This is a genomic window from Streptomyces sp. NPDC031121 (assembly GCF_055570615.1).
Map to the genome: position 1 here is coordinate 216,014 of NZ_JBVIGV010000005.1, position 20,039 is coordinate 236,052.

Below are 20,039 nucleotides of genomic sequence, written 5' to 3' on the forward strand. Positions count from 1 at the left end.
CGCGGCTGCCCGGGCCGGCTGCTCCGACGACCCCCGACGGCCCGTCAGCGGGCTTTCCACGGACTTCCGATGCGCGGCCAAACGCATCCACAGGGCGCTTCCGGATCACTCCGGGGGCGCCCTTCTTCATGCGTGCGCTCCTGGTCTGTTCGAATACGCCCCCTGCGGAGCAACTTGTCCACAGATTGCGGGACTTTCTTGGGTCCACAGGGTGGGGACGGGTTTCGTCACCCACAATCTGTCCACAGGGCTGGCTGGTGAGGGAGCATCAGGGCAGGTCAGCGGCCTGTGGAATTGTGCACCGAAGATATCCACAGTCTGTGGACATCCAATCCGTCCACAGACCCCTCCATAGCGTTGTCCACCGCTCACCCACAGGTTGCCGCATCCTGTGCACAGGTTCCGATGGGTTACCCACACCGCTGTCCACTGTTCGGCAACCGAGTGACCCCGCTCACCGGCCGGAGTGAAAGCCGTCACACCAAAGTCGACGTTTGGGCTGTGGAGTACTGGGGGAAAACTGGGGACGCAGCTGTGGACTACTCCGGGTCACCTGGGGACGACCTGTGCAGAACTTTTCGTTCTCCACAGCAACACCGTGTTGTCCACGGCGCCACCCACAGGGCATGGGGATAAAAACCGGGGCTTGACCTGCGGAAACGGGCTTATCCACGGTTTCCACAACCCCTACTACTACCCCCATGGACAGTTAGCTCGGAATCGGTTTTCAAGCAGCTCCTGTGCACAACCCGGCCCGAAGGCCTCCCCGACACCTCGCTCCCGATTTGACGGCCAGCAGCACGCGCTGTCGGTGCCGTACGTCAGACTGGTTCCCGGCACCGACGGGCCGCAGCCCCCGGGGCACGGCAGCGGCGGGCCGACGACGAAGGCCGGCAGACGGACGAGCGAGCAACAGCAGGAGGCGGTTCCGGTGAAGATCCGGGTGGAGCGCGACGTACTCGCGGAGGCGGTGGCCTGGGCTGCCCGCAGCCTCCCGGCCCGGCCGCCGGTGCCCGTCCTCGCGGGCCTGCTGCTGAAGGCCGAGGACGGGACGCTGTCCCTCTCCGGCTTCGACTACGAGGTCTCGGCCCGCGTCTCCGTCGAGGCGGACGTCGAGGAGGACGGCACCGTCCTCGTCTCCGGCCGGCTCCTCGCCGACATCTGCCGCGCCCTCCCCAACCGGCCGGTGGAGATCTCCACAGACGGTGTACGGGCGACCGTGGTCTGCGGCTCCTCCCGCTTCACCCTCCACACCCTGCCGGTGGAGGAGTACCCGGCGCTGCCGCAGATGCCGACCGCCACCGGCACCGTCTCGGGCGAGGTCTTCGCCGCCGCCGCCGCCCAGGTCGCCATCGCCGCCGGCCGCGACGACACGCTGCCCGTCCTGACCGGCGTCCGCATCGAGATCGAGGGCGACCGCGTCACCCTGGCCTCCACCGACCGCTACCGCTTCGCGGTCCGCGAGTTCCTGTGGAAGCCGGAGAACCCGGACGCCTCCGCCGTCGCCCTCGTCCCGGCCAAGACGCTCCTCGACACCGCGAAGTCCCTGACCAGCGGCGACACCGTCACCCTGGCGCTGTCCGGCTCCGGTGCCGGCGAGGGCCTCATCGGCTTCGAGGGCGCCGGCCGCCGCACCACCACCCGCCTCCTCGAAGGCGACCTGCCCAAGTACCGCACCCTCTTCCCGACCGAGTTCAACTCCGTCGCCGTGATCGAGACCGCCCCCTTCGTGGAGGCCGTCAAGCGCGTCGCGCTGGTCGCCGAGCGCAACACCCCGGTCCGCCTGAGCTTCGAGCAGGGCGTGCTGATCCTGGAGGCCGGCTCCTCCGACGACGCACAGGCTGTGGAAAGGGTCGACGCGGTCCTGGAGGGCGACGACATCTCGATCGCCTTCAACCCGACCTTCCTGCTCGACGGCCTCAGCGCGATCGACTCGCCCGCCGCCCAGCTCAGCTTCACCACGTCCACCAAGCCGGCCCTGCTCAGCGGCCGCCCCGCCGTGGACGCCGAGGCGGACGAGGCCTACAAGTACCTGATCATGCCGGTGCGCCTCTCCGGCTGACGCCCGCCGGTCACCGGGGCCCGCTCCCGCAGCCCGCGGGGCCGGGCCCCGACGGCTGCCGCCCCGCCCCGCCAAGCCCCCGGGCCCCGTACGGCGGAGCCCGGAGCGCCCGTGGCGCCGTGCGCCGCGGCCGGGCGTAGGCTCGGAGCCGGGTACTCCCGGGCACCGGGGGCATCCGGTACACCCGGCCACAACGCAAAAGGAACCACCTGATGGAGCTCGGTCTCGTCGGTCTCGGCAAGATGGGCGGCAACATGCGCGAGCGCATCCGCCGCGCAGGCCACACCGTCATCGGATACGACCGCAACCCTGACCTCGCCGACGTCCACAGCCTGTCGGAGCTTGTGGACGGCCTCCAGGCCCCCCGCGTGGTGTGGGTGATGGTCCCGGCCGGCGCCGCGACCCAGTCCACCATCGACGAGCTCGGGGAGCTGCTCTCCCCCGGCGACGTCGTCGTCGACGGCGGCAACTCGCGGTGGACCGACGACGAGAAGCACGCCGAGGAGCTCGCCGCCAAGGGCATCGGCTTCGTCGACTGCGGCGTCTCCGGCGGCGTGTGGGGCCTGGAGAACGGCTACGCGCTCATGTACGGCGGCGACAAGGAGCACGTGGCCGCCGTCCAGCCCGTCTTCGACGCGCTGAAGCCCGAGGGCGACTTCGGCTCCGTCCACGCCGGCAAGGTCGGCGCCGGCCACTTCGCGAAAATGGTCCACAACGGCATCGAGTACGCCATGATGCAGGCCTACGCCGAGGGCTGGGAGCTGCTGGAGAAGGTCGACTCCGTCACCGACGTCCGCGAGGTGTTCCGCTCCTGGCAGGAGGGCACGGTCATCCGCTCCTGGCTGCTCGACCTGGCCGTCAACGCCCTCGACGAGGACGAGCACCTGGAGCAGCTGCGCGGCTACGCGCAGGACTCCGGCGAGGGCCGCTGGACCGTGGAGGCGGCGATCGACAACGCCGTCCCGCTGCCGGCGATCACCGCCTCGCTCTTCGCGCGCTTCGCCTCGCGCCAGGACGACTCGCCGCAGATGAAGATGATCGCCGCGCTGCGCAACCAGTTCGGCGGCCACGCGGTGGAGAAGAAGTAGCCCGCCGCACCCGCGGCACACCGCACCACACAGCAGAGCAGAGCAGAGCCGGGGGAGGTCGGCGCCGCATGCACGTCTCGCACCTCTCCCTGGCCGACTTCCGCTCGTACGCCCGGGCCGAGGTCCCCCTCGACCCGGGCGTCACCGCCTTCGTGGGCCCCAACGGCCAGGGCAAGACGAACCTCGTCGAGGCCGTCGGCTACCTGGCCACGCTGGGCAGCCACCGGGTGTCCTCGGACGCCCCCCTCGTCCGGATGGGCGCCGAGCGGGCCGTGGTCCGCGCCGCCGTCCGGCAGGGCGACCGGCAGCAGCTGGTCGAACTGGAACTCAACCCGGGCCGCGCGAACCGCGCCCGGATCAACAGGTCCTCCCAGGTCAGGCCCCGGGACGTGCTCGGCATCGTCCGGACGGTGCTCTTCGCGCCGGAGGACCTCGCCCTGGTCAAGGGCGACCCGGGCGAGCGCCGCCGCTTCCTCGACGAGCTGGTGACCGCGCGCTCCCCGCGGATGGCCGGGGTCCGCTCCGACTACGAGCGGGTCCTCAAGCAGCGCAACACCCTGCTGAAGTCCGCGGCGATGGCACGCCGGCACGGCGGCCGCTCGATGGACCTGTCCACCCTGGACGTGTGGGACCAGCACCTGGCCCGGGCCGGCGCCGAGCTGCTGGCGCAGCGGCTCGACCTGATCGCGACGCTGCTGCCGCTGGCGGACAAGGCGTACGAGCAGCTCGCACCCGGCGGCGGCCCGCTCGGCCTGGCCTACCGCAGCTCCGCGGGCGATCCCGTCGACAGCGGCGCGGCCCGCTCCCGCGAGGAGCTGTACGAGGTGCTGCTCCAGGCGCTGGCCCAGGTGCGCAAGCAGGAGATCGAGCGGGGCGTCACGCTCGTCGGGCCGCACCGGGACGACGTGCTGCTGCGGCTCGGCGAGCTGCCGGCCAAGGGGTACGCCAGCCACGGCGAGTCCTGGTCGTACGCGCTGGCGCTGCGGCTGGCCTCGTACGAGCTGCTCCGCGCGGAGGGCTCCGAGCCGGTGCTGATCCTCGACGACGTCTTCGCGGAGCTGGACGCCCGGCGCCGGGAGCGGCTGGCCGAGCTGGTCGCGCCCGGCGAGCAGGTGCTGGTGACGGCCGCGGTGGACGACGACGTCCCCGGGGTCCTCGCGGGGGCGAGGTTCGGGGTGTCCGGCGGTGAGGTGACCCGGCTGTGAACGACCACGGACAGGGCGGGACCGGAACGGGAAGCGGAAGCAACGGCCCGGGGGAGCGGCCCAGGATGCCGGAGCCCTCCGGGATCGACCTGGCGCGGCAGGCCCTGGCGGCGGCCCGCGAGCAGGCGCGCGCCCGGGGCGCGGCCGCCGGCGGCCGCGGCGCCCGCAGGCACCAGCCGGGCCTGCGTTCGGGTGCCCGGGCCGACGGCCGGGACCCCCTGCCGCTGATGGCGGCGTTGGAGCGGCTGCGCACGGAGCGCGGCTGGGAGATGCCGATGGCGGTGGCCGGCGTGATGGAGCGCTGGCCGGAGATCGTCGGGCCGGAGATCGCCGCGCACTGCGAACCGGAACGGTATGAGGAGCGCGAGCTCTTCGTACGGTGCGACTCCTCGGCCTGGGCGGCCCAGCTGAAGCTGCTCGCCCCGCAGCTGGTGGCGCGGCTGAACGCCGACCTCGGGCAGGGCACGGTCCGGCTGATCAAGGTCCGGGGGCCGGGCGGCCGCCCCAAGCCGTACGGGCCCTGGCGGGCTCCCGGCAGCTCGGGCCCGGGCGACACCTACGGCTGACGGCCCGCCCGTGCGGCGGGGCCCCGGGCCGCCCGCGCCCCACCGCGGCTCCGCCGCGTCCGCTCCCCTTCTCCCTCCCCCTCCCACCTGCACCCGCGGCCCCGGTGGCCCCTTCCGCGGCGCCTTTCCCACGGGTCCGCAGGCGCCTCCGCACGGCCGTCGGACCCGCCCGCCCCCGTGGCGTCCCTCACGGTGATGAGAGCTTGACAGCCCGAAGCGCTGGACGCCCGCGTGAGCCTCTTTGAGCCCCGGTCCGGATATGGGGAGTCGGAGAGAGGAGGTTCAGGGCGGCACATGCGTACTCAGGTACCGGCAAACCCCCATCGATGTCCGTGGTACCGGTAGACTGGAGCAAATCCCGCCCGGTTGCGGGAACACGCTGACAAACGCTGACAACGCAGATCGACGCAGCCGCTCCACGCCGGCACGCACGCCGGCCCGGAGTCCGGCCTGTGCTGTGCCAGAAAGGGCGCTTCGTGGCCGATTCCGGCAACCTCAACGACAACCAGTCCACAGCCGGCGAGAACGGGGAGGTCACCTCCTCGTACGACGCCTCCGCGATCCAGGTCCTGGAGGGCCTGGACGCAGTGCGCAAGCGGCCCGGCATGTACATCGGCTCGACCGGCGAGCGCGGTCTGCACCACCTCGTGTACGAGGTCGTCGACAACTCCGTCGACGAGGCCCTCGCGGGCCACGCGGACACCATCGACGTGACGATCCTCGCCGACGGCGGCGTGCGCGTGGTCGACAACGGCCGCGGCATCCCCGTCGACATCGTCCCGTCGGAGGGCAAGCCGGCCGTCGAGGTCGTGCTGACCGTCCTGCACGCGGGCGGCAAGTTCGGCGGCGGGGGCTACGCCGTCTCCGGCGGTCTGCACGGCGTCGGCGTGTCCGTCGTCAACGCGCTGTCGACGAAGGTCGCGGTCGAGGTCAAGCGGGACGGCCACCGCTTCACCCAGGACTACAAGCTGGGCGTCCCCACGGCCCCCCTCGCGAAGAACGAGGAGACCGGCGAGCACGGCACCTCGGTCACGTTCTGGGCCGACGGCGACATCTTCGAGACGACCGAGTACTCCTTCGAGACGCTCTCGCGCCGCTTCCAGGAGATGGCCTTCCTCAACAAGGGCCTGACCATCAGCCTGACCGACGAGCGGGAGTCGGCCAAGGCCACCGTCGGCGCCGAGACGGCCGAGGAGACCGAGGAGCCGCAGGCCCGCACGGTCCGGTACTACTACGAGGGCGGTATCGTCGACTTCGTGAAGTACCTGAACTCGCGCAAGGGCGAGCTCATCCACCCGACGGTCATCTCCGTCGAGTCGGAGGACAGGGAGCGGATGCTCTCGGTCGAGATCGCGATGCAGTGGAACTCGCAGTACACCGAGGGCGTGTACTCCTTCGCGAACACGATCCACACGCACGAGGGCGGAACCCACGAGGAGGGCTTCCGCGCGGCCCTCACCGGCCTGGTCAACCGCTACGCGCGCGACAAGAAGCTGCTGCGCGAGAAGGACGACAACCTCGCCGGCGAGGACATCCGCGAGGGCCTGACCGCGATCATCTCGGTCAAGCTGGGCGAGCCGCAGTTCGAGGGCCAGACGAAGACCAAGCTGGGCAACACGGAGGCGAAGACCTTCGTGCAGAAGGTCGTCCACGAGCACCTCAGCGACTGGTTCGACCGCAACCCCAACGAGGCCGCGGACATCGTCCGCAAGGCGATCCAGGCCGCCACGGCCCGCGTCGCGGCCCGCAAGGCCCGCGACCTGACGCGCCGCAAAGGCCTGCTGGAGAGCGCCTCGCTGCCCGGCAAGCTCTCCGACTGCCAGTCCAACGACCCGACGAAGTGCGAGATCTTCATCGTCGAGGGCGACTCCGCGGGCGGCTCGGCCAAGTCCGGCCGCAACCCGATGTACCAGGCCATCCTGCCGATCCGCGGCAAGATCCTGAACGTCGAGAAGGCCCGTATCGACAAGATCCTCCAGAACACCGAGGTCCAGGCCCTCATCAGCGCCTTCGGCACCGGCGTCCACGAGGACTTCGACATCGAGAAGCTCCGCTACCACAAGATCATTCTGATGGCGGACGCCGACGTCGACGGCCAGCACATCAACACCCTGCTGCTGACCTTCCTCTTCCGCTTCATGCGCCCGCTGGTCGAGGCCGGCCACGTGTACCTCTCCCGCCCGCCGCTCTACAAGATCAAGTGGGGTCGGGACGACTTCGAGTACGCGTACTCCGACAAGGAGCGCGACGCGCTCGTCGAGCTGGGCAAGCAGAACGGCAAGCGGATCAGGGAGGACTCGATCCAGCGCTTCAAGGGTCTGGGCGAGATGAACGCCGAGGAGCTGCGCGTCACCACCATGGACGTCGACCACCGCGTGCTCGGCCAGGTCACCCTGGACGACGCCGCCCAGGCCGACGACCTGTTCTCCGTGCTGATGGGCGAGGACGTCGAGGCCCGGCGCTCCTTCATCCAGCGCAATGCCAAGGACGTCCGCTTCCTCGACATCTGAGTCGGCTCTCAAACGGCCGCCCGAAAGGATTTCTGACCAGCAATGGCCGACGAAACCACCCCCACCGCCGAGAACCCCGCGGAGGACGAGCCGCAGCTGCGCATCGAGCCCGTCGGGCTCGAGACGGAGATGCAGCGCTCCTACCTCGACTACGCGATGTCCGTCATCGTCTCGCGCGCCCTGCCGGACGTGCGCGACGGCCTCAAGCCGGTGCACCGCCGCGTGCTGTACGCGATGTACGACGGCGGCTACCGGCCCGAGAAGGGCTTCTACAAGTGCGCCCGCGTCGTCGGCGACGTCATGGGCACCTACCACCCGCACGGCGACTCCTCGATCTACGACGCCCTGGTCCGCCTGGCCCAGCCGTGGTCGATGCGCATGCCGCTCGTCGACTCGAACGGCAACTTCGGCTCTCCGGGCAACGACCCGGCCGCCGCCATGCGCTACACCGAGTGCAAGATGGCGCCGCTGTCGATGGAGATGGTCCGCGACATCGACGAGGAGACCGTCGACTTCACGGACAACTACGACGGCCGCAACCAGGAGCCGACGGTCCTGCCGGCGCGCTTCCCGAACCTCCTGGTCAACGGCTCCGCCGGCATCGCGGTCGGCATGGCGACCAACATCCCGCCGCACAACCTGCGCGAGGTCGCCGAGGGCGCCCAGTGGTACCTGGCCAACCCGGAGGCCCCGCACGAGGAGCTGCTCGACGCGCTCATGGAGCGCATCAAGGGCCCCGACTTCCCGACCGGCGCGCTCGTCGTGGGCCGCAAGGGCATCGAGGAGGCGTACCGCACCGGCCGCGGCTCCATCACCATGCGGGCCGTCGTCGCGGTCGAGGAGATCCAGAACCGCCAGTGCCTGGTGGTCACCGAGCTCCCGTACCAGGTCAACCCGGACAACCTGGCGCAGAAGATCGCCGACCTCGTCAAGGACGGCAGGATCGGCGGCATCGCCGACGTCCGCGACGAGACGTCCTCCCGGACCGGCCAGCGCCTGGTGATCGTGCTCAAGCGCGACGCCGTCGCCAAGGTCGTCCTGAACAACCTGTACAAGCACACCGACCTGCAGACCAACTTCGGCGCGAACATGCTGGCGCTGGTCGACGGCGTGCCGCGGACCCTGTCGCTGGACGCGTTCATCCGCCACTGGGTGCACCACCAGGTCGAGGTCATCGTCCGGCGGACCCGCTTCCGCCTGCGCAAGGCGGAGGAGCGGGCGCACATCCTGCGCGGCCTGCTGGCCGCGCTCGACGCCATCGACGAGGTCATCGCCCTCATCCGGCGCAGCGACACGGTCGAGGTCGCCCGCGAGGGCCTGATGGGCCTCCTCTCGATCGACGAGATCCAGGCCAACGCCATCCTCGAGATGCAGCTGCGCCGCCTGGCCGCCCTGGAGCGCCAGAAGATCGTCGCCGAGCACGACGAGCTCCAGGCGAAGATCAACGAGTACAACGCGATCCTGGCCTCCCCCGAGAAGCAGCGCGCGATCGTCAGCGAGGAGCTGGCCGCGATCGTCGACAAGTTCGGCGACGACCGCCGCTCGAAGCTGGTGCCGTTCGACGGCGACATGTCCATCGAGGACCTGATCGCCGAAGAGGACATCGTCGTCACCATCACCAACGGCGGCTACGTCAAGCGGACCAAGACCGAGGACTACCGCTCGCAGAAGCGCGGCGGCAAGGGCGTGCGCGGCACGAAGCTGAAGCAGGACGACATCGTCGACCACTTCTTCGTGTCCACCACCCACCACTGGCTGCTGTTCTTCACCAACAAGGGCCGCGTCTACCGCGCCAAGGCCTACGAGCTGCCGGACGCCGGGCGCGACGCCCGCGGCCAGCACGTGGCCAACCTGCTGGCGTTCCAGCCGGACGAGCAGATCGCGCAGATCCTCGCGATCCGCGACTACGAGGCCGCGCCCTACCTGATCCTGGCCACCAAGGCCGGCCTGGTGAAGAAGACCCCGCTCAAGGACTACGACTCCCCGCGCTCGGGCGGCGTCATCGCCATCAACCTGCGCGACCGCGAGGACGGCAGCGGCGACGAGCTGATCGGCGCCGAGCTGGTCTCCGCCGAGGACGACCTGCTGCTGATCAGCAAGAAGGCGCAGTCGATCCGCTTCACGGCGACCGACGACGCGCTGCGCCCGATGGGCCGCGCCACCTCCGGCGTGAAGGGCATGAGCTTCCGCGAGGGCGACGAGCTGCTCTCGATGAGCGTGGTCCGGCCCGGTACGTACGTCTTCACCGCGACCGACGGCGGCTACGCGAAGCGGACCCCGGTGGACGAATACCGCGTGCAGGGGCGTGGCGGTCTCGGCATCAAGGCTGCGAAGATCGTGGAAGACCGCGGTTCGCTCGTCGGGGCGCTCGTGGTCGACGAGACGGACGAGATCCTCGCCATCACGCTCGGCGGTGGTGTGATCCGTACGCGAGTCAGCGAAGTCAGGGAGACGGGCCGTGACACCATGGGCGTCCAGCTGATCAATCTGGGCAAGCGGGATGCCGTGGTAGGTATCGCGCGGAACGCCGAGGCGGGTCAGGATGCTGACGAGGTCGAGGAGACCGAGGCCGCCGAATCACAGGCCGCCGAGGCAGCCGGGGGCGCACAGCCTCCGGCCGGGGAGCACGAGGAGTAAGTCGTGAGTGGAGCCACGGGCGCCGGACCGGCCAAGACTGGGGAGGACGGTGCCCGTGGCCCCGCCGCGGACTCCCGGGCCGGGGCCGCGGACGCCGAGGGCGGGGCGACGACCGTGACGGACGAGCGCGGTGCGAAGTCCGGGTCCAAGCAGCAGCCGAAGCAGGAGAAGGCCGGCAAGCAGCCCCGGGCGCAGCAGAAGCCCCAGCAGCAGAAGCCCCAGCCGTACCACCCGCCGCAGGCGTACGAGGCCCCCTCGGGCCCCGGCGCGGCCCGCGGCGGGGCCTCGCAGCGCGCGCCGCGCCCGGGGGTGCGTACGACGCCCAGGACGCGCAAGGCGCGGCTGCGGGTGGCCAAGGCCGACCCGTGGTCGGTGATGAAGGTCAGCTTCCTGCTGTCGATCGCGCTCGGCGTGTGCACGGTCGTCGCGGCGGCGGTGCTGTGGATGGTCATGGACGCCATGGGCGTCTTCTCGACCGTGGGCAGCACCATCAGCGAGGCGACCGGCTCCAGCGAGAGCAACGGCTTCGACCTCCAGGCGTTCATGTCGCTGCCGCGGGTGCTGGTCTTCACCTCGGTCATCGCCGTGATCGACGTCGTGCTCGCGACGGCGCTCGCGACGCTGGGCGCGTTCATCTACAACCTGTCGGCGGGCTTCGTCGGCGGTGTGGAGCTCACGCTCGCCGAGGACGAGTAGGGCCCTGATCAGCGATTTGGGAACTCCAGCGTCTGTGCGCTAATCTTCAGGAGTCAGCGCGCAGCGCGGAGGGGCTATAGCTCAGTTGGTTAGAGCGCATCCCTGATAAGGATGAGGCCACAGGTTCAAATCCTGTTAGCCCCACAGTGTCGAAGACCCCCAGGCCGGAAGGCCCGGGGGTCTTCGTCGTTCGGCCGTACGGGGCCTCCCAGGTCACCGAACGGTATCGATCGGTGTGTATTGTGGGCGGCCAGAGGTACCCCCAACGACGACGAAAGACGAGGTCGCGCGGTGAAGAAGCTGCTCCTGGTCGCACTGGCCGCCATCGGCGGTCTCCTCGTGTACCGCCAGATCCAGGCGGACCGCGCCGAGCAGGACCTGTGGACGGAGGCAACCGACTCCGTGCCCTCCGGTTCCGGCGTGTGAGACCCGAAGGCCGATCCACGAAGCCCCGGCTGCCCTTGCGGCCGGGGCTTCGTGCTGTTCTGTGACGAATTATTCCGCTATGCAAAGATTTGGCTTGCTTTGGCAAAGTCGGGGGTGGGTGTGATGGACCGGCTGCGCAGGACGCTGTCGGCGGCGGCCGCGGCCCTGGGCCTGGCCGCGGCGGTACCGCCGGGCACCGCGTACGCGGCCGCGGAGCCGCTGCCGGCGTACCGGACGGCCGACGGGGCGCGCCAGGTGCGGGGCGCGGAGTCCTCGGCCGACGCCCCCGCCCTGGAGCCGGGCGCCGTGTACGGCGACAGCCTCGCCCCCGGCAGCCGCTTCTACCGGCTGAACCTCGACGACACGTCCCACGTGTACGTCTCCGCCGTCCTGGTGCCGAGCCCGGGCGCCAGGATCGACTCCGGCAGCGACGGCCTGGAGGTCACGGTGATGACCACCGGCGGGCGCTCCTGCCCGGGCAGCCCCGGCCGGACCACCTTCGGCTACGGCCTCGGTGCCCGGCCCATCGGCGCCGCGGCGGTGCGCCGGCTCCAGGAGGACGGCGACTGCCAGCAGGCCGGCGTCTACTACGTGAAGGTCACCCGGGAGGCCTCGAAGAACTCCGACCGGTCACCCTGGCCCGTCGAGCTCAGCGTCACCCGCGAACCCGGCCTGAAGACCGGCAGCGCCCCCGCGGCCGCCCCCAGCGGATGGCCGTCCGACCCGCCGCAGCCGCCGGCGTCCGAGCCGGTGCCCCGCGAGGGCGGCACCGGCTTCAACGACGCCCGCGCGCTGCGCACCGGCGTATGGCGGGACGGCCTGAGGCCCGGCCAGACGCGCTTCTACCGGGTGCCGCTGGACTGGGGCCAGCAGCTGTCGGTCGGCGCCGAACTCGCCGGGGCCAGGCTGACGAAGGACTACGCCTCCGCCTCGACGGGGCTCGGCGTCACCCTGTACACGCCGTACCGCAGCGTGCTCGCGGACAAGGACACCGGCTACGACGGCAAGCAGGCGGCCCTCACCCTCCCGCCCGCGGCGCCGGTCGCCTACGAGAACCGGTTCGCGAACAAGGCGGAGGCGGCCGGGGCCCGGGTCGCCGGCTGGTACTACCTGGCGGTCACGCTCGGGGAGAAGGTCGGCGAGTTCACCGAGGACGCCGTCCCCGTGCCGCTGACGCTGCGGCTGACCGTGCAGGGCAAGGCGGCGGCCCCGCCCCCGTACGCGGAGGGCCTGGCGCCGTCCGGGTTCGGCGTCGACGACGCGGACCTCGCGGCGGCCCGGGAGGGCCTGACGGAGCCGGAGGCGGTCCGGGCCGCGGACCGGCGGGCGACCATGGGCGCCGTCGCGGCGGGCGGCTTCGGCACCGGGACGCTGCTCCTGCTCGTCCTGGGCGGCTGGCTGCTGCTGGCCCGGCGCGGGCGCACCGGCTGACGGGCCCGGGCCGCGGAGCGGCCCGCGGCCGGCCTCAGGCCTGGGCCAGCGCCCAGACGCCGACGGCGAAGCACAGCAGCGCGGCCGCGAGGAGCGCCGCGGCGGCCGCCTTCGACGGCGGGGCGACGCGGCCGCGGCCGGCCGGCTCGGGCAGGGCGGCAGCGGCCGGGCCCGGCGCCGACGGGGCGGGCTGCGGTGCGGCGTGGACCGGCGGGGCCAGGCGGAAGCTGTCCGTCGTGGAGGAGTCCCGGGGGACGGCCGCGGCGGCCGCGGCAGCCGAGGCGGGCACGGCCGCCCGGGCGGGCACGGCAGCCGGTGCGGCCGCGGGCGTCCATGCCGGTGCGGGCGCGGCCGCCCTGGGGTCCGTACGGGTCGGCTCGCCGGCCCCCGCCCCGGCCGTCGGCACGCCGGCCGGGGGTGAAGGGGCCGCAGGCGGGGCCACCGCCGCCGCGCTCCGGGGGTCCGGGCCGCCGCCCGCCGCCCTCAGGGGTCCCTGCGGGCCGAAGCCCGGCGGCAGCGGGCCCAGCTGGTCGAAGACCTCCACGTCGGCCGCTTCCGGCGGGTCCGGCGGCAGCAGCTCCACTGCCTCGGCGAGGGCCCGGCGGACTCCGGTGGCGGTCTTGAAACGGCTCTGCGGGTCGGGCTGGAGGAGGTTCGCGACGACGTCCCACAGCGGCGCGGGCACGCCCCCGGGGGCGTCCGGGGTGCCGTGGGCGCGGAAGTGCTCCACGAGGGCGCGGGAGTCGGGCCTGCTGCCCTGGAGCAGGTACAGCGCGACCAGTCCGACGGCGAACAGGTCCGCGGGGAAGTCGGGCTCGGCGCCGAGGAGTTGCTCGGGTGCGAAGTAGCCGGGGGTGCCCACCACGTAGTCGGTCTCGGTGAGCCGGGGCTCGCCCTTGCGCATCGAGATGCCGAAGTCGGACAGCCGCAGGTGCGGCCGGCCGGTCCCGGTCGCCTCCAGCAGGATGTTGGCGGGCTTGATGTCGCGGTGGACGACGCCCTCCGCGTGCACCGCGGCCAGCCCCGCGAGGAGCTGGTCGAGGAGCGTGCAGACGAAGCGGGGCGGCAGCGGGCCGTAGTCGCCGATCAGGTGGGCGAGCGAGCCGCCGCCGACGAGGTCCATCGTGAAGAGGACCTTGTCGTCGTCCGCCGCCCAGCTGGCCGGGGCCAGCACGTTCGGGTGGTCGATCCGCAGGGCCTGCTCGCGCACGAAACGCAGCAGGGTGTGGGCGTCGCCCTGCTGGAGGACCTTGGCGGCGACGTACCGGCGCCGCCGGTGGTCCCAGGCCCGCCAGACGGCGCCCATGCCGCCCCGGCCGATCGGGTCGGCCAGCTCGTACCGGCCGGCGAAGACCTCACCCATGACTGTGCATCCCCCGTTGCCCTCCGTCCGCGCCCGGACGCGTCAGTTCTGGTGCGCCTCGTAGTGCGCGACGGCGTCCGCCGTGCGGCCGGCGCCGTACACCCGGAGGAACTCGGCGAGCTCCGGGTGGCTCGGCGCGAGGCTGTTCGCGGCGTCGAGTATGTCGCCGGCGGCGGAGACCGACCGCAGCAGGGACTGGATCTCGCGGACGACGCGCTTGACCGTCGGGGCGCCCGAGCCGGTGCTGTTCTGGGTGCTGCTGCTCAGGACGGAGCCGCCCTGGGTCCGCTTGATCTCGTCCATGCGGTCGGTGGCCTCGGCGGCGCTGACGCTGCCGTCCGCCACCTGGCTCGCGAGGTCCTGGAGGGCCTGCACCCGCTGCACCACCGCAGGGTTGCCGATCTTGGCGCGCTGTCCGCTCATCAGCTGGGACAGCATGGGCGCCGACAGGCCGAGGACGGCAGCGAGGCGGGCCTGGTTCAAGCCGAGGTCGTCTATGAGCCGGCGGAAGAGGGCACCGAGGGGCTCGCCGTACCAGCTGCGCTGGAGCTCCCTGGCTCTGGCCGTGGCCTCTTGCTGAACTGCGTCCACTCGTCCTACTCCCCTTCGCTGGTGCGAACCTCGCCGAGCATCTTACGGAGAGTGGTCGCACGTGGGGAGTCCCCGTTATTTTGCGGGATGCGGCCGAGAACCCGGTACTCTGTTGTGCGGAACGGCCACTCCTCTGCCGAGGGATGGTCGCGTCCGCGTTCCGGGGCTTTAGCTCAGTTGGTAGAGCGCTGCCTTTGCAAGGCAGATGTCAGGAGTTCGAATCTCCTAAGCTCCACCGGAAGAGAGGCCCCCTGACCTGCGAACACGCAGGCCAGGGGGCCTCTTTCGCATGTGCGCGGTCCTGTCGGCGGGCCTACGCTGGGCGGGGGGCGCTCCCCTGCGGAGGTGAAGGGATGACCCGGTTCCCCAAGGCGGCCGCCGCACTGGCCGCCGGCTGCTCGGCCGCGCTGCTCACGGGCCTGGCCCCCGCGGGCAACGGCATCGAGGACGACAGCGCCCGCGCGATCGTCGACAGGGCCCGGGCGGAGCTGGCGGAGGCCCGCTCCGTGCACATGGTGGCGCACGCCGACGGGGAGAGGGGGGCGACCACCCTCGACCTCCGCTTCGACGTGGACGGCAACTGCGCCGGATCGGTGTCCCTGCCGCGCGGCGGCGGCCGCGCCGAGATCGTCAAACGCGGCCGGGACATCTGGGTGAAGCCGGACGGCGCCTTCCTCCGGTCCCAGGTGCCGGCCCCCGCGGCGGACGGCGCCGCCGCCCTGATCGACGGCCGCTGGCTGCACGGCACGTCCGACGACGTCCTGCTGCGCAGGCTCACCGACGTCTGCGACCTGAAGGACTTCCAGCGCGCGTACGCCTCGCGGATGGCCGCGGGGAACCTGCGGAAGGGCGGCCCCGCGACCGTCGACGGCACCCCGGCGGCCACGGTCACCGGGACCCGCGGCGGCGACACGGCCACCTTCTACGTCGCCACCGAGGGCGAGCCCCGCCTGCTGCGCCTCGAAGGGCGCGAGGACGGGCGGAGCGCGCGGGCCGACTTCCGCGACTACGGCGTCCCCGTGCCGGCCCGGACCCCGCCGCCGGAGCAGTCGGTGGACATCGCCGACCTGGGGTAGCCGCCGGTCCGGGCGCCGGGCGTCCCCCGGACGGGTCGGCCACGGGGGCCCCGGGGAGGCACCTGGCCGACAGTGGGGAGCAGGCACCGAGCCCGGGGGGGGCGAGACCACGCCGGAGGCGCATGGACATGGGACTCTTCGACTTCCTGAAGTCCGAGAAGAAGAAGCAGGCCGCTGCACGGAAGGCCGCCGGGGCCCCGGCCGCCGACTACGCGGCGACGTACACCGACGCGGTCAACGCGACGCGCGCCGCCGCCGAGCGGATGGCCGCTGCGGCCCCGCCGAAGGCCGCTCCGGGCCCGCCGGAGGCCGCGGCGCCGCAGCGCCCCGCGGCGGCGGGCCCGCCGCCGCACACGCCGACGCCGTCCTCGGCCGCGCACAAGGCCGTCCCGGCGGCCCCCGCGCCGAAGCCCGCGCCCGCCGGCGCCGCCAGGCGCACGTACACCGTCCGCAAGGGCGACACGCTGATGCTGATCGCCCGCCGGGAGCTCGGCAACGAGGCCCGCTGGCGGGAGCTGTACGCGATGAACCGCGGGGTCGTCGGCGCCGACCCGCACCTGGTCCACCCCGGCCAGGTGCTCACCCTGCCGGGCTGAGCCGGCGGCACGCGTCCGCGGGGAGCGTGCGCGGGGCCCGGATCCACCGGATCCGGGCCCCGCGCACGCATGTGCCGCTGCGGCGGCTACTCCTCCTCGGAGGCCTCGCGCTCCTTGTCGGCGAGTTCGTCGTCGAAGCTGGCCGGGGCGTCCTGGCGGGAGGACAGCTCGGTCGCCGCGGGCGGCTCGACCAGCCAGTCGGGGCTCGACTGCCGGTCCCACCAGCGCCAGGCGGCGTACGCGGCGCCGGCCACGGCCGCGGCCACCGCCAGGCCCTTGAGCGCGCGGCCCGTGCGGGCCCGCCGCTCGTGGCGCCGGATCAGCCGCTGCACCTCCTGCGCCGACACCTGGCCGCGCAGCGCCGCCAGCGTCGCCACGGACCGCGACGCGGCCTCCTCGGCCACCGGGCGGCCCGCCGCGATGGCGTGCTCCAGCCGGGGCCCCGCGTAGTCGGCGGCCTGCCGGGCCATGCGGCGCGTCTCGTGCACGGCCTGCACGGCGGCCCGGTCGACGTTCGGCGGCACATGCGTGCGGGCGGCCTTCAGCCGCGGGTGCAGATGGCACTCGTACGCCGTGCGCGCCTGCCGCGAGGCCTGGTGGGCCGTGTGGGCCACCAGCGGCGCGAGCCGGTCGTTCGCCTCGTGCGCGTAGTGGACCGCCGCCTCCTTGGCGGTCTCTGCGTACGGCGCCACCACTTCCGCTGCGTGCCTCATGGTGTCCCTGGCGCTGTCGGCGCACAGGCGCACGCTGTCCTTGCGGGTCACGTGATCCTCCTCATCGGTGGCGGACACAGTTCACCTTTCCACCCTTTGTCGGATCATGCCTGGGTTGCGGTCGGGCGGCATGCACGACAGGGCATCCGGGTGGGCGATTTCCGTTTCGTACCGCCCTCCGTGGGAGGATCGGGAACCGACAGTGCCGACTAGGAAGGCAGACCCGTGGCCGACAAGCTCTACGCCACCCTGAAGACCAGCCACGGCGACATCGAGGTCGAGCTGCTGGAGAACTTCGCCCCGAAGACCGTCCGGAACTTCGTGGAGCTCGCCACGGGCGCGCGCGAGTGGACCCGCCCCACCGACGGCCAGAAGACGACGGACCCGCTGTACGACGGCACCGTCTTCCACCGCGTCATCAGCGGCTTCATGATCCAGGGCGGCGACCCGCTGGGGAACGGCACCGGCGGCCCCGGCTACCAGTTCGCCGACGAGTTCCACCCCGACCTGGCCTTCACCAAGCCGTACCTGCTGGCCATGGCGAACGCCGGGCCGGGCACCAACGGCTCCCAGTTCTTCATCACCGTCGCCCCCACCGCCTGGCTCACGCGCAAGCACACGATCTTCGGGGAGGTGGCGGGCCCGGCCGGCCGGAAGGTCGTCGACGCCATCGCCGGGCTGCCGACCAACCCGCGCACCGAGCGGCCCCTGGAGGACGTCGTCATCCGGTCCGTGGTGGTCGAGCGGCGCTGACGCCGGGCCGGGAACCTTCCGCCCCGCCCGTCCGTCCTGATGGCATACCGGACCGGCGGGGCGCGCCGTGCCCCGCCGCTGACCGAGGGGACCGATGGACACCGACCGTCTGCCGGGCTGCTACCGCCACCCGGACCGCGACACGGCCATCCGCTGCACCCGCTGCGAGCGGCCCATCTGCCCGGACTGCATGATCAGCGCAGCCGTGGGCTTCCAGTGCCCGGACTGCGTGCGGGGCGGCTCCGGCACCGGGCACCGCCCGGGGGCGAACGCCCCGCGGACGCTGGCGGGCGGCCGGGTCCAGGCCGACCCCCACCTCGTCACCAAGGTCCTCATCGGGCTGAACGCCGCGTTCTTCCTCGCGGCCATGGCCGTGCCCGGGCTGGCCGTGCAGCTGGAGCTGCTCGGCCTGTACGTGCAGTTCTGGGGCGGCCCCGTGCAGGGCGTGGCCACCGGGGAGTACCACCGGCTGCTGACCTCGGTGTTCCTGCATGTGGAGTGGTGGCACATCGCGGGCAACATGCTCGCCCTGTGGTTCCTCGGCGGCCCCCTGGAGGCCGTGCTCGGCCGGGCCCGCTTCCTGGCCCTGTACCTGCTGTCGGGGCTGGGCGGGAGCGCCGTGGTGTACCTGCTGACCGCGCCGAACACGCCGACGCTCGGCGCCTCCGGCGCGGTGTTCGGGCTGCTGGGGGCGACCGTGGTGCTGGTGCGGCGTACGCGCCAGGACATGCGCCCGGTCGTGGTCATGCTCGTGCTGATGCTGGTGCTGACGTTCGCGCCGTACGGCGGTCGGCTGGACGTGTCCTGGCAGGCGCATGTGGGCGGCCTGGCCACGGGCCTGCTGCTCGGGGCGGCCATGATCCGGCCCGCCGGCGGGGGAAAGCGCACCCTCATCCAGTGGGGTGCCTGCGGGGCGGTGTTCCTGCTGGTCGCGGGGGTGGTGCTGGTCCGGACGGCGGAACTCACCTGATCACACCGGCGTCAACACTCCACAAGGTTATCCACAGATCTTCTGCCTTTTCCTCAGGTGTGGATGACGCTGTGGATAACTCATGGGGAGAACTTGCGGGGCGGGCGGTCGGCGTGCTCAGCCGCCCGGTCCCCGCGACCCGCCTACTTCCACTGCGTGGAGACGCCGAATCCGGCCGCGATGAATCCGAATCCGACCACGATGTTCCAGTTGCCGAGGGACTCGACCGGCAGCTGGGTCTCGCTCACGTAGAAGACGACGATCCACGCCAGGCCGATCAGGAAGAACGCCAGCATGACCGGGGCCACCCAGCTCCGGTTCGTCAGCTTGATCGGCTGCGCCTTCACCGGCGGCGGGGTGAACTCGTCCTTCTTGCGGATACGTGACTTCGGCACGAGGGGCTCTCCTGTCGATGCGCTGGGGACCTGCCCGCCCCGGGCGTCCGTTAGCGTAGTGGACCTGTGGCGTCGAAGGAGAAGGGTACGTTGAGCAATTCCGCCGACTCCTCCGCGGGTCCCCGTCGCCGGTTCCGGGCGGTCCGGCTGCTCACGGCCGCCGTCTTCGCCCTGGCCGGGCTGATCTTCGTCACCAGCTTCAACACCTCCAAGGGTACGAACATCCGCACGGACGCCTCGCTCCTGCGGCTCTCCGACCTCATCCGCGAGCGCAGCCAGGACAACGCGCTGCTGGAGCAGTCCACCGCGGCCGCCCGCGGCCGCGTCGAGGCCCTCGCCGACCGCGACGACAACAGCACCCGTGCCGAGGACGCCAAGCTGGCCGCCCTGCGCGCCACCGCCGGCCTGGAGGAGCTGTCCGGCAAGGGCCTCACCGTCACCCTCAACGACGCCCCGCCGAACGCCACCGCCCGCATCCCCAACGTCCCCGAGCCGCAGCCGAACGACCTGGTCATCCACCAGCAGGACCTCCAGGCCGTCGTGAACGCCCTCTGGCAGGGCGGCGCCCAGGGCATCCAGGTCATGGACCAGCGGCTGATCTCCACCAGTGCCGTGCGCTGCGTCGGCAACACCCTGATCCTCCAGGGCCGCGTCTACTCGCCGCCCTACAAGGTCAGCGCCGTCGGCGACCCCGCCGCGCTCCGCCGGGCGCTCGCCGCCTCCCCGGCGCTGCAGAACTACCAGATGTACGTCGCCGCGTACGGGCTCGGCTGGAAGGTCGACGAGCACAGGGAGCTGAAGCTCCCCGGCTACGCCGGCACCGTCGACCTCCACCACGCCAAGCCGGCCGACGCCTCCTCCGCGCCGAGCACCCCCTGACCCGCCGGCGGCCCGCCCCGCCGGGCCCCGGAGGGGATCCGGCGGCCGGGCCTCCCCGGCGCGCTGCTGGCTTTACCCTGTG

At 72.3% G+C, this 20,039-nt stretch carries 18 protein-coding genes and 2 tRNA genes; 16 read left to right on the plus strand and 4 right to left on the minus strand.

Going from position 1 to position 20,039, the window contains the following annotated elements:
- Positions 1 to 931 precede the first annotated feature (931 nt).
- From dnaN to ACZ462_RS11205, 10 genes are all read left to right on the plus strand, one after another.
- Entirely contained in the window at positions 932 to 2,062 is a 1,131-nt protein-coding gene (dnaN, locus tag ACZ462_RS11160; protein ID WP_125542065.1) for a DNA polymerase III subunit beta, read from the plus strand.
- A gap of 212 nt (positions 2,063 to 2,274) precedes the next feature.
- The gene (gene gnd, locus ACZ462_RS11165; protein ID WP_467807436.1) at positions 2,275 to 3,150 is read left to right on the plus strand and encodes a phosphogluconate dehydrogenase (NAD(+)-dependent, decarboxylating); all 876 of its coding nucleotides are present in this window, start codon (positions 2,275 to 2,277) and stop codon (positions 3,148 to 3,150) included.
- A gap of 68 nt (positions 3,151 to 3,218) precedes the next feature.
- Positions 3,219 to 4,355, plus strand: a complete 1,137-nt coding sequence (gene recF / locus ACZ462_RS11170; protein WP_467807435.1) for a DNA replication/repair protein RecF — start codon at positions 3,219 to 3,221, stop codon at positions 4,353 to 4,355.
- Positions 4,356 to 4,420: 65 nt separating this feature from the next.
- Positions 4,421 to 4,921, plus strand: a complete 501-nt coding sequence (locus tag ACZ462_RS11175) for a DciA family protein (protein WP_467807434.1) — start codon at positions 4,421 to 4,423, stop codon at positions 4,919 to 4,921.
- A gap of 452 nt (positions 4,922 to 5,373) precedes the next feature.
- Positions 5,374 to 7,431 (plus strand): DNA topoisomerase (ATP-hydrolyzing) subunit B, encoded by a 2,058-nt coding sequence (gene gyrB, locus ACZ462_RS11180; protein ID WP_468251790.1) that lies wholly within the window; start codon positions 5,374 to 5,376, stop codon positions 7,429 to 7,431.
- Between the two features lie 42 nt (positions 7,432 to 7,473).
- A complete protein-coding gene (gyrA, locus tag ACZ462_RS11185) occupies positions 7,474 to 10,068 on the plus strand; it encodes a DNA gyrase subunit A (protein ID WP_467805966.1) in 2,595 nt (864 codons plus the stop codon).
- 3 nt (positions 10,069 to 10,071) lie between these two features.
- Positions 10,072 to 10,764: a DUF3566 domain-containing protein gene (locus ACZ462_RS11190; protein ID WP_467805965.1), complete on the plus strand. Its 693-nt coding sequence runs from the start codon at positions 10,072 to 10,074 to the stop codon at positions 10,762 to 10,764.
- A 70-nt stretch (positions 10,765 to 10,834) separates the two neighbouring features.
- Positions 10,835 to 10,908 (plus strand) — tRNA-Ile (locus ACZ462_RS11195).
- Positions 10,909 to 11,055: 147 nt separating this feature from the next.
- Positions 11,056 to 11,190 carry a DLW-39 family protein gene (locus ACZ462_RS11200; RefSeq protein WP_208809277.1) on the plus strand — a complete coding sequence of 45 codons (135 nt, stop codon included), beginning with the start codon at positions 11,056 to 11,058 and terminating at the stop codon, positions 11,188 to 11,190.
- Positions 11,191 to 11,289: 99 nt separating this feature from the next.
- Positions 11,290 to 12,621 (plus strand): hypothetical protein, encoded by a 1,332-nt coding sequence (locus ACZ462_RS11205; protein WP_467805964.1) that lies wholly within the window; start codon positions 11,290 to 11,292, stop codon positions 12,619 to 12,621.
- Positions 12,622 to 12,655: 34 nt separating this feature from the next.
- Here the strand turns inward: ACZ462_RS11205 and ACZ462_RS11210 are convergent, their stop codons facing one another.
- Together ACZ462_RS11210 and ACZ462_RS11215 are read right to left on the minus strand one after the other, a co-directional pair.
- Positions 12,656 to 13,984, minus strand: a complete 1,329-nt coding sequence (locus ACZ462_RS11210) for a serine/threonine-protein kinase (protein ID WP_467805963.1) — start codon at positions 13,982 to 13,984, stop codon at positions 12,656 to 12,658.
- 42 nt (positions 13,985 to 14,026) lie between these two features.
- Entirely contained in the window at positions 14,027 to 14,575 is a 549-nt protein-coding gene (locus ACZ462_RS11215) for a helix-turn-helix domain-containing protein (protein ID WP_125540936.1), read from the minus strand.
- 162 nt (positions 14,576 to 14,737) lie between these two features.
- Between ACZ462_RS11215 and ACZ462_RS11220 the strand changes: the two genes are divergently transcribed.
- The 3 genes from ACZ462_RS11220 to ACZ462_RS11230 all read left to right on the plus strand — a co-directional run bounded on the left by ACZ462_RS11220 (position 14,738) and on the right by ACZ462_RS11230 (position 16,247).
- Positions 14,738 to 14,810 (plus strand) — tRNA-Ala (locus ACZ462_RS11220).
- A gap of 118 nt (positions 14,811 to 14,928) precedes the next feature.
- The gene (locus ACZ462_RS11225) at positions 14,929 to 15,651 is read left to right on the plus strand and encodes a hypothetical protein (RefSeq protein WP_467805961.1); all 723 of its coding nucleotides are present in this window, start codon (positions 14,929 to 14,931) and stop codon (positions 15,649 to 15,651) included.
- A 122-nt stretch (positions 15,652 to 15,773) separates the two neighbouring features.
- Positions 15,774 to 16,247 (plus strand): LysM peptidoglycan-binding domain-containing protein, encoded by a 474-nt coding sequence (locus ACZ462_RS11230; protein WP_468251794.1) that lies wholly within the window; start codon positions 15,774 to 15,776, stop codon positions 16,245 to 16,247.
- Between the two features lie 86 nt (positions 16,248 to 16,333).
- Here ACZ462_RS11230 and ACZ462_RS11235 read toward each other — a convergent pair whose 3' ends face one another.
- Positions 16,334 to 17,011 (minus strand): DUF5324 family protein, encoded by a 678-nt coding sequence (locus ACZ462_RS11235; RefSeq protein ID WP_467805957.1) that lies wholly within the window; start codon positions 17,009 to 17,011, stop codon positions 16,334 to 16,336.
- Between the two features lie 174 nt (positions 17,012 to 17,185).
- Between ACZ462_RS11235 and ACZ462_RS11240 the strand changes: the two genes are divergently transcribed.
- Together ACZ462_RS11240 and ACZ462_RS11245 are read left to right on the plus strand one after the other, a co-directional pair.
- A complete protein-coding gene (locus ACZ462_RS11240) occupies positions 17,186 to 17,713 on the plus strand; it encodes a peptidylprolyl isomerase (RefSeq protein ID WP_467805956.1) in 528 nt (175 codons plus the stop codon).
- Positions 17,714 to 17,807: 94 nt separating this feature from the next.
- Positions 17,808 to 18,683, plus strand: coding sequence for a rhomboid family intramembrane serine protease (locus tag ACZ462_RS11245; RefSeq protein ID WP_467805955.1), 876 nt, complete (start codon positions 17,808 to 17,810; stop codon positions 18,681 to 18,683).
- Between the two features lie 143 nt (positions 18,684 to 18,826).
- Here ACZ462_RS11245 and crgA read toward each other — a convergent pair whose 3' ends face one another.
- On the minus strand, positions 18,827 to 19,078 hold the full coding sequence (gene crgA / locus ACZ462_RS11250; RefSeq protein ID WP_467805953.1) for a cell division protein CrgA: 252 nt from the start codon (positions 19,076 to 19,078) through the stop codon (positions 18,827 to 18,829).
- 90 nt (positions 19,079 to 19,168) lie between these two features.
- On the opposite strand from crgA, the gene ACZ462_RS11255 reads away from it, so the two are divergent.
- Positions 19,169 to 19,957, plus strand: a complete 789-nt coding sequence (locus tag ACZ462_RS11255) for a DUF881 domain-containing protein (protein WP_467805952.1) — start codon at positions 19,169 to 19,171, stop codon at positions 19,955 to 19,957.
- Positions 19,958 to 20,039: the final 82 nt, after the last annotated feature.

Bases quoted from the DNA above. Each gene is read 5' to 3' on its own strand.
- gnd (WP_467807436.1), top strand. From the start codon at position 2,275: ATGGAGCTCGGTCTCGTCGGTCTCGGCAAGATGGGCGGCAACATGCGC.
- recF (WP_467807435.1), top strand. From the start codon at position 3,219: ATGCACGTCTCGCACCTCTCCCTGGCCGACTTCCGCTCGTACGCCCGG.
- ACZ462_RS11175 (WP_467807434.1), top strand. From the start codon at position 4,421: ATGCCGGAGCCCTCCGGGATCGACCTGGCGCGGCAGGCCCTGGCGGCG.
- gyrA (WP_467805966.1), top strand. From the start codon at position 7,474: ATGGCCGACGAAACCACCCCCACCGCCGAGAACCCCGCGGAGGACGAG.
- ACZ462_RS11210 (WP_467805963.1), bottom strand. From the start codon at position 13,984: ATGGGTGAGGTCTTCGCCGGCCGGTACGAGCTGGCCGACCCGATCGGC.
- ACZ462_RS11225 (WP_467805961.1), top strand. From the start codon at position 14,929: ATGACCCGGTTCCCCAAGGCGGCCGCCGCACTGGCCGCCGGCTGCTCG.
- ACZ462_RS11230 (WP_468251794.1), top strand. From the start codon at position 15,774: ATGGACATGGGACTCTTCGACTTCCTGAAGTCCGAGAAGAAGAAGCAG.
- ACZ462_RS11245 (WP_467805955.1), top strand. From the start codon at position 17,808: ATGGACACCGACCGTCTGCCGGGCTGCTACCGCCACCCGGACCGCGAC.